This window comes from Myxococcus sp. AM011 (genome assembly GCF_013372595.1).
Taxonomy (GTDB): Bacteria; Myxococcota; Myxococcia; order Myxococcales; family Myxococcaceae; genus Myxococcus; species Myxococcus eversor.
The window spans coordinates 1-9265 of sequence record NZ_JABXEM010000358.1 but is presented as its reverse complement, the minus strand read 5'-3'; the positions used below and the strand labels follow the sequence as shown (position 1 = coordinate 9265).

Annotated in this window: 7 protein-coding genes; 1 reads left to right on the top strand and 6 read right to left on the bottom strand. The window is 69.1% G+C overall.

Annotated features, from left to right (window positions below):
* From HUW62_RS43050 to HUW62_RS43025, 6 genes are all read right to left on the bottom strand, one after another.
* Positions 1–819 (bottom strand): VWA domain-containing protein (locus tag HUW62_RS43050; RefSeq protein ID WP_176437753.1); only part of this gene is annotated, 819 nt, incomplete at its 3' end.
* A 23-nt stretch (positions 820–842) separates the two neighbouring features.
* Positions 843–3080 (bottom strand): RCC1 domain-containing protein, encoded by a 2238-nt coding sequence (locus HUW62_RS43045; protein ID WP_176437752.1) that lies wholly within the window; start codon positions 3078–3080, stop codon positions 843–845.
* Positions 3081–3103: 23 nt separating this feature from the next.
* Positions 3104–4252, bottom strand: a complete 1149-nt coding sequence (locus tag HUW62_RS43040) for a hypothetical protein (protein ID WP_176437751.1) — start codon at positions 4250–4252, stop codon at positions 3104–3106.
* Positions 4249–4581, bottom strand: a complete 333-nt coding sequence (locus tag HUW62_RS43035; protein WP_163867850.1) for a hypothetical protein — start codon at positions 4579–4581, stop codon at positions 4249–4251. The genes HUW62_RS43040 and HUW62_RS43035 overlap by 4 nt, the downstream gene beginning before the upstream one ends.
* A gap of 91 nt (positions 4582–4672) precedes the next feature.
* Complete coding sequence (locus HUW62_RS43030; protein ID WP_176437750.1) at positions 4673–5500, bottom strand: hypothetical protein; 828 nt, start codon at positions 5498–5500, stop codon at positions 4673–4675.
* Between the two features lie 87 nt (positions 5501–5587).
* The gene (locus tag HUW62_RS43025; protein ID WP_163867852.1) at positions 5588–6853 is read right to left on the bottom strand and encodes a hypothetical protein; all 1266 of its coding nucleotides are present in this window, start codon (positions 6851–6853) and stop codon (positions 5588–5590) included.
* Between the two features lie 995 nt (positions 6854–7848).
* On the opposite strand from HUW62_RS43025, the gene HUW62_RS43020 reads away from it, so the two are divergent.
* On the top strand, positions 7849–9265 hold a 1417-nt coding region (locus HUW62_RS43020), incomplete at its 3' end, for a hypothetical protein (protein WP_255203964.1).

Sequence of the window (9265 nt, the reverse complement as noted above, 5' to 3'; positions counted from 1 at the left end):
GGACAGGCCATAGTTGGCCAGGACGAGGTAGTAGTCGGTGGAGTTGACGCAGCCGTCCTGGTTGGTGTCGCCCGGCACTGGAATGGGCCGCGTGTCCTCGATGGGGGTGAAGGTGCCCCCGGAGGCCTGGCTCAGTCCCTTGAGCAGCGCGTGGAAGGCCGGCTCGGGCGGCGCGGCGGCGGGCGCCAGCGTGAGGTGGTTGAAGAAGACATCCGCGTCGAAGACGAGCTGGAAGGGATTGGGGCTGTCGCGCAGCGGGTCACCCGTCTTGAGCATGTTGCGAATCTTCCACTCCCACGAGCCCTCCGTCAGGTTGGGGTAGCGAGTGATGCTCGGAGGGCCGTAGCAGAGCGTGTCCTCCGGCGTGCTGTTCTCCTCGCCGTCGGAGATGAGGTGGACGACCTTGCGCGCGTCGATGCCGGGGGCGAACTGGAGCAGCTCGTCGGCGGCATCACAGACGGCGAGCGCCAGGGGCGTGGCTCCCACCCCCGAGGTCAGCCGGCCGAGGGTCGCCACCGTCTTCGCGCCATCCTCGAACCCCTGCTCTCGGCGGTAGCTGGCGCCCTCGAAGCTCCAGATGGCGTACAGGCGGGGGAGGGCATTGGGCATCTGGACGAAGTCGCGACCGCGCACGAGCGCGTCCGCGAAGCGCGTCTGTCCGGAGGCGCGCGTCGTCATCATGGAGCCGCTGCGGTCAATCAGGATGATGACGTGCTCCTCGGTGAAGGCTTGCGCGGCGGTGCCGGACAGCGAGGCGAGCGCGAGGGCCGCGCCCGCGACAGCACGCGAGGCCCAACGATTCAGGGTACGGGGGAACATGGGTGTCTCCTTGTCGAGTTGCTTCAGAACAGCTCCACCTTCACGGGAATCATGCTGTCGTCGCGCGTGCCGTCGCCGAGCTGGCCTTCCGCGTTGGCGCCCCAGGCCCACGTCGTGCCGTCCGAGCGCAGGGCCATGGAGTGGTGGTCTCCGGCGATGACGGCCACGACGTTCGTCATGCCCGCGACCATCACCGGCACATGGCGGTTCTCCAGGAAGCCATCCCCAATCTGTCCGTCGAAGTTGAAGCCCCACGCGCGCACCGTGCCGTCCGAGCGCAGCGCCAGTGAGTGGTAGTCCCCGGCGGTGATGGAGACGATGCCGCTCAGGTTCGACACGAGCACCGGCGCGTTCACGCTCAACGTGGAGTTGTTGCCCAACTGCCCCGAGCCGTTGTAGCCCCAGGACCACACCGAGCCGTCCGCGCGCAGCGCCATGGAGTGGTAGCCGCCGGCGGTGATGGCCGTCATCGCCGACAGCCCCACGACCTGCACCGGCAGGATGTGCCAGGAGTTCGTCCCGCTGCCAATCTGGCCATCGAAGTTGTAACCCCACGCCCACACGGTGCCGTCCGAGCGCAGCGCCAGCGAGTGGCTGTGTCCCGCGGCAATCGCCGTCACTCCCGCCAGGCCCGTCACCTGGATGGGGTGGTTGCTGTCCACCGTCGTCCCGTCACCCAGTTGCCCGTAGCGGTTGAAGCCCCAGGCCCACACCGTGCCGTCGCGGTGCAGCGCGAGCGAGTGGTAGGCCCCCGCGGAGATGGAGGTGATGCCCGACAGGCCCGACACCGACACCGGCTGCGAGCGGTTGGTGTTGGAGCCATCGCCCACCTCGCCCCGCACGTTGACGCCCCAGGACCACACGGTGGTGTCCCCCTTGAGGACCACGGTGTGGCGGTGTCCGGCGGCCACGGCCACGCTGGACGTCAGGCCCATGCGCGCGGGCACGAGCCGGTCCGCGCCCAGGCCGTTGCCCAGCTGGCCGTCCTCGTTGTCGCCCCAGCTCCAGAGGTTGCCCGCCGAGTCCAGGTAGACGGAGTGCAACTGGCCGGACGTCACCCCGGGATTGCCCAGCGTGGTGTTTCCCACGCGCACCGGCGACATGCGCGGCTGGAAGGTGCCGTCCCCCAGCTGGCCGAAGGCGTTGTCACCCCAGGACCACACCGTGCCGTCCGCGCGCAGCGTCAGTGAATGCTTGAAGCCCGCCACCAGGGTGATTCCGCCGCTGAGCCCCGCTTGGATGGGCAGGTTGCTGCTCGTCAGCGTGCCGTTGCCCAGCTGGCGGTAGCGGTTGTCACCCCAGGCCCACACCGCGCCGTCCGAGCGCACCGCCAGCGAGTGGTAGTTGCCGGCGACCGCGGCCAGCACGTCCGTCAGCACCGCCTGCACCGGGTACGGCCGGTTGATCTTCGTCCCGTCGCCGAGCTGGCCCGTGGAGTTGAGCCCCCATGTCCACGCGGTGCCATTCGAGCGCAGCGCCACGCAGTGGGACGCGCCCGCGGAGATGGTCACCACGCCGGTCAGCGACTGCACCTGCGCGGGCGTGCCGCGCGTCGTCGTCGTGCCATCGCCGAGCTGGCCGCTGCGGTTGTCACCCCAGGCCCACACGGTGCCGTCCGCGCGCAGCGCCAGCGAGCTGTTGCCGCCCGCCGCCACGGCGATGACGTTGCTCAGGCCGGGCACCTGCACGGGCAGGGTGCTGGTGGTCGCCGCCAGCGTGCCGAGCTGCTTGGAGCGGTTGTCGCCCCAGGCCCACACGGTGCCGTCCGAGCGCAGCGCCACCGAGTGCGAGAAGCCCGAGCCGACCGCCAGCACGCCGAACAGGTTCTGCACGCGCACCGGCTCGCTGCTGGCCAGCACGGTGCCGTTGCCCAGCTGCCCCGAGTAGTTGTCGCCCCAGGACCAGACGGTGCCGTCCGAGCGCAGCGCCATGGAGTGGTAGTCACCCGAGGACACCGCCACCGCGTCCTCCAGGTTCCTCACCTTCACCGGCGTGGGGCTGTCGGTGAAGAGGCCGTTGCCCAGCTGGCCCTGCCGGTTGTAGCCCCAGGCCCACACGGTGCCGTCCGAGTGGACGCCCACCGAGTGGTACTGGCCCAGCGACAGCCGGGTGGCGGAGGCGCGGCCCGCGAGCGCCTGGCGCCTTGCCATGTCCTGGGCGGAGGGGCTCTCGCCGCCGCAGCCCGTCCAAAGCCAGAGGCCGACGAAGAGCGCCCACGTCCAGCCAATCCTCGACGACAGGTGCGACACATTCAGGCTCATGGACATCTCCTCGGTATGCGCCGTCAGCGACGGCACCAGGCCTTGCCTTCGGCATCCTTGCAGCCGTCCACCACCCACCGGGCGATGAGCCGCCGCAGCTCCGCGGGCAGCTCCAGGCCCGCCATGGGCATGCCGGGCTTCGCGGCGACCAGGCCGTGCTCGGCCTCCAGCGCGCGCGTCTCCAGCCGGCGCCAGTACTCCTCGCCCGACTTCTTCTGGAGGTACTTCTTCAGGCCCTCCGCGTCCGCGGTGAAGGCGCTGGCCGCGCGCGGGCTCGTCGCATGGCAGTGCACGCAGGTGGCGTCCCGGAAGAAGGGGCCCCAGAGGTAGGCGAGCATCGCCGGAGGCACCGCGCCGGGCAGGGCGGCGTCCTTCAGCGCGAGCTTCGTCACGCGCGCGTCCAGCTCGCGCTCCTTCTCCACGCGCAGCTCGTCGAACAGGCGGTGCAGGAGCTTCGCCTCGTCCAGCGACAGCGGCACCTCCGGCATCCGCCGGTCCGCGCGCGCGTAGGGCATCTGCTCGCGGCAGTACTCATACGTCCACTCGGGCGTGTAGAGCGAAAGCGAGACGCCGTCCCGTCCCGAGAGGGGTCTTGCACCCGCGTGGCAACTGGCGCAGCGCGCCTTCCAGAGGCCGTCGGCGTCCTTGCGCTCGGCGACCGACAGCTTCGCGGTGGGAGCCTCCCGCGCGGGGAGCCGCACCGACAGGAGCGCCGCGACGTCCCTCACGTCGCCCGACTGGAGGCTGGGATAGGCCATCATCCGCGGCGCGCGGCTGCCCTCCTTCTGGGAGAGGTTGCTGGGGCGCTTGAGGAAGGCGGCCAACCCTCGCGCGGAGATGCGGGGAGTCTTCTGGCCCGGATGCTCCAGCACCTCCGGGGCATTCATGTAGGCCAGCGGCGTCTTGGCCAGGTGCGCCAGCTTGTCCTCGCGCACGGGGATGGCGAAGTAGCGCGGGTCCGGCTCTCGCTTCTGGCGCTTCACGGCGACGTCGTTGATTTCGGCGTGGCAGCCATAGCACTGGCTGTCGGTCCACCGGCCCAGGCCGTTGGCGAAGCGCGTCTGGGGCTCGGTGCGCTTGGACGTGTGGCAGCCCGTGCACTCCTGGGCCACGCCGCCCTTGGCGGAGGCGAACCCTCCCAGCACGAGCACGAGGACGGCGAGCCACCTCACGGCGCGCTCCCTCCAGGCTGGGTGAGTCTCACGCGCGAGGGGTCCTCCTCGGGCTCGGCGAGGCCCTGGAGCACGTCGCGGAAGTCGCCGGACGTCGCGTCCTCCTGCTTCGCCTGACAGGCCCGGTAGGCGCTCACCAGGGCATACCCGGACACCGACCACGAGGCCTCGGCGGAGCCGGCCGGAGGTGGCACCCGGGTGACGATGCACTCCTGGACCTGCTTCTTGCGCTGCTCCGGTGTCTGGCCTTGCTCGTCCGGGTCACTCCCCGAGCATGAACAGGCCGTCCATCCCACGAGTCCCGCCAGGACCCAGACCCTTGGTTTCATCGTGAAAAACTCCCGAGCCGGGAGCGTCATGGCCGTCGCCACGGGCGCCCCCGGCTGCTGGTGTGAGGGTTCGGCTTCGTGCGGGTCCGGCTCAGCCGAAGGTGATGACCAGCGGCGTGGGCGTGCAGATGGGGGCTGAGTTGCTGGCCGCGGCGGGGGACATCGTCGCGGTCTGCGCCGTCAGGTTCAGCGTGAAGGACTTGATGTACGTCTCCCAGCCGACCTGCGGGTCGGACGTGACGAACAGGGAGGGGCTCAACTGGGCGAGCTTGGCGGACTCGAAGAGCACGTTCCAGCTGTTGCCCTCGACGCCCAGGTTGGGCGACGTCTGGAGCACGCCGTCCGTCACCAGCCGCTGGTTGATGGCGGGGACGTTCAGCAGCGGGCTGTTCGTCGCGCACAGCGGCACCGAGACGCGCAGGGTGATGACGGCGTTGGCGGCGATATAGGCGCGCACCGCCGCCTCTTCCGCGGGGAAGACGTAGATGCTCAGGCCGCAGACGAACGGATAGTTGCCGCCGACGACGGTCGGCCGGTAGTTGGTCGGCATGGTCCGCAGCAGGTCCGCGATTCCGGCCGAGGGCTGGCACGAGCCGGCCGAGGGAATCGGGAGCAGCCGCGCGTCGGTGATGCCGTTGCGGGAGATGAAGCCGTTGTACAAGTCGTTCTGGTGGGCCGTGGGGTACAGGTTGACGAAGAACCGCCTCATGCCAGCCACGGAGGCGGCGGAGTCGGTCGGGACCTGCATGTACTGGGTATAGAAGACGGGACCGCGATTCATCCCCATGTAGGGAACGAAGACCATCTCAGACTCGCGGATGGTGCGCGCATGGTCGAGAGGCGGCGTGTCCGTCTGGGCCTGGGCGGGAAGAGCGGCGAGACACGACACGACGGCAAGGCAGAGCGAAAGCAATCGCATGGAGAAAGGGCCTGGTTCGAGAAAGGAAAGGAAGGGCGGAAGCCACCCGGAAGATGGCCTCCGCCCTGAAATCAAAGCGACGCGGAATTACGGCTGGCCGAGCAGCGCCCTGCAGCCCGCGTCATTCATGTTCCAGTTGACGCGGCCGAGCTCGAAGCCGTCCATGAGGCACGTGACGTTCAGGTTGGTCTTGACCTGGAAGTCCGTGGGGCCCGGGTTGTACTGGATGTAGGTGACCTCGTTGCGCTCCAGGATGAGCTTCTCGTAGTTGGCGCGCATGGTGAAGATGGAGTTGGTCTGGTTGGAGACCTGGCCGTTCACCGGCGTCGTGTAGCGGCGGACCTCGTTGAACAGCTCGTCCTGGAGGCGGGCCTGGACGGCGTTCACGACGTTGATGAAGTTGGAGTCATTGGGCGCGGTGGGGCCCCAGACGCCGTTGGCGCCGAGGTACTCGATGCGGATGCCGCAGGCGTTCTCGGAGGAACAGGTGACCAGGCGCTCGAAGAAGGCGCGAACTTCGATGTCCACGCAGGAGCTCAGGTGGAAGGCCGCGAAGGCGCTGGCCTGCTCGAACAGCGAGCGCCAGTTCACCGTGAAGCGCGCCTGACGGGTGAGGTTGTGGGTCTTGATGTCCCAGTCCACCTGCGCCGTCATGATGCTGTCCCACTGGGCGCCCGTGGCCATCAGGGCGCGAAGCTGGTTGCTCCACGTCGGCAGGGTGGTGGCCTGGAACGCGATGTCCTGCGCCACGACGCTGCCACCCAGGGTGGGCATGGTGTTGAACTTGTACATCACGTTCGTGTCGAGGCTGTACGGCGAGGTCGGGTCCAGGTGCGTGAAGCAGTTGGGGACCTTCACCTCGCGGCCGTTGACGACGAGGATTTCAAACTCGCAGTCGATCTCCACGCGGCCGTTGGTCGGCGCGAAACCGGAGAGCAGGAACTGGGTGGTGGACCGGGCGGCGGGCGCCGGGGCGATCTGGAAGCCCTTCGCGGCGGCCTCGGTGGACAGCCGGTTGAGCGCGCCCAGGTCGCTGGTGGTGGAGAACGAGCCACCCAGGTTCGCCAGCTCCAGGCCCGCGAACCATCCGTAGATGGGGACGAAGCCGGAGATCTGGAAGCGGGGGATGGGCTGGGCCGACTGGGGCGACTGGACGGCGATGCCGCCGCGGCGCGGGACGTAATAGACGAGGTTGTTGTTGTCCGTGTCACCGAGGAGCGTGAAGGCGTCCTGCACGGTGGGGGAGAAGTGCTGCGCCATGGGCTTGGCGGACGGGGACATCGGCGCGGCGAGGGCCTGCGTCGCGGTGAGCGACAGCGCGGCCGCGGCAGTGGCAGACAGGAACTTCTTCATGAGTTGCATTCCTTTGCGTGGCGTGAGGACTACCGGGGGCGCACCCTTCCCGTGCCCGCGAGCCTTTGGCTCACGAACCACGTACTGGCGTCGCGGAGACCCACTGGCTGCGCGTGGGTACCGTGGCCGTTCCGAGTGCTGTGTTGCTGGACTCCCCCCCATGTGTCCAAGGGCGATGATTGGACTTGGACGGTTGCATCCTACCGATTGCGGGCCGGACTGCCAGTGCGGGTCATGGCAAATCGACCTAGTCTTGAAAGGTTATTCTGTCGGTGAAATCAGGTTTGATTTGGTCTGTGGTTTCCCGAGGGGTCCGGCGGAGCCACCCATCGCTTCGTGTCGCGCGCGTATCAATGAAAGGGCGCTCGACGCGAGAAAAGACAGTCGCGTCACGGCGAGGTCTCCCGTGCTCATTGTCACATCGGCGCCACGGATCAGCGTTGTGTGGCGCGCATGTGAAAGGACTGAAGCCTTGTCACAGGATGAGCTGCGTGGAAACCGCACGTCTGCCCGCGTCGAGAAGCGCGCGCGAGTGTGAGGCCATTGATAAGGGGTGCGGTCCGCGAAGGGGTGGGGCCGCGTGGCGCGCCATGCCTCGTCGGCTGCTGACCCGGCACGCTCCAGGAGGTAGGGCCGTTGGGAGTGGAAGTCTGCTGTCCGGCCATCCGAGCCGAGGTGTGGTCCTGGCGAGACTCTCGCTCCCCGTGCGAGAGCCCGCGACGCGGGTGCGGTGATTCGCGACGCACTCCGTCGGAGCAGGAGGTGTGGGCGTGGGCGTGAGTCGTTCACCACCCGTATGAGTGCGTGGGGCCCGCCCGACGGAGGACACAACAGCGTCACCGCGACGGGGAAGTGTCCGCTACACTGCACGGCCAATGTTGTGGGTCACCTCACCGGTGGGCTTGCGCGGGACACGTGCCATGGACGGCTCTGGTTCCTTACCTTCCTTCGCTGTGCGTCGCGGCGAGGACGCGCTCTCTCGCGTGCGGGAGTCGATGGCGCACAAGTTTCCTCACTTCCTGCCGGTGGCGCGCCAGTCGCTGGCCGCGCTGGTGGGCTTCTGCGATGGCTGGCAGCGGACCTTCCCGGCGAGCCGGGTCTCGGGCGTGGTGCGGGAGCTGACGACCTGGGAGCGCTTCCTCTCCACCGAGCCCCGCTCGCGCCGCATCATGCTGACGGTGCAGCCCCTGGGCGTGGACACCACGACGGGGGCCTGGGCGGCCATCCTGCTCGCCCAGGTGGCGCGGTGGCACCGGGACACGCGGGGCCGCCGCTACAACCAGCCCACGGACGTCTGGTTGGCGGGGCTGGGTCGCGAGGGGCTGGATGCCCGGCAGCGTGTCTCCGATGACAGCGTGCTCACGGTGGCCATCACCGATGAGGGAGGGGGCTTGCGAATCTCGCGGCTGCCCCTGGAGGACTCGCACCTGAATCCGGAGGCGGTGGCGAGGCTGCTGGCCGCGTCCGCGCCGTGCACGCCCTCCGAAGCGCGCAGGGCCGGGCTTCACCCCCAGGTGGTGGTGGACGTGGCGGGGCGGGGGCGCAGCGCGTGGCGTTCGCATCTGTTGACGACGAGCACCTGGCTGGGGGCGCGGGTGGACCCGGGGACGGGCTCGCTGGAGCTGGCGTTCGACCATCTGGTGATGGATGGCACCGCGATGATGGAGGTGTCGCGCGCCATCGCCGCCGCCATGCCCCGCAAGCACCGCGCGTCCTCGGACGAGTGGCTCACGGGGGCCGAGGAGCCCACTCCGCTGTTGCGCGTGGAGCTTCCCGAGCGGCTGGACTTCCGCAATCTCGCGTGTGCCTCGCTGCTGGCGCTGGAGCGCTCCGGCGCGGGCCTGTTGCGCGGCGACAACCCCACCATGCTGGTGCCCGTGTTGCCGGATGCGCCCGCGTCCGTGGCGCGGCCCTGGCGGCGCATCCGCATCGCGGTGATTCCCGCGCGCACGAGCCAGGGGCCGGTGACGCCCGAGCTGGTCTCCACGCTGCTGGAGCACACGCGCCGGGAGGGTGGGGTGTTGGAGGACATCTTCTCCACCTTGTATTCGCCGGCGCTGCCCTGGTGGATGCCGTCGCTCACCACCCACGGCTTCGCCTTCACGCCGGGGTTGAGACAGGTCGCCACCGCGTTGTGTGGCAATGCGCTCCTGTCGAAAATCACCATCGAAGTGGAGGACGAGGCCGCCCTGGAGCGGTACCTCCCCATCTACTTCAACACCATGAGGCCGCTGCCGGCGGTGGGGGGCGGCGTGGCCCTCTGCGTCACGGAAGTGCTGTGTGCGACGCGCAAGGGCGTGCGCAAGCGCTTCTTCGGAGCTATCGCTGGGAGCGGCCCCTTCACCGCCCGTGAGCGACTCACGGCTTTTCGGATGGAGCTCGAGCGCGAGGTGTCGCGCCGGGCCCCAGCCC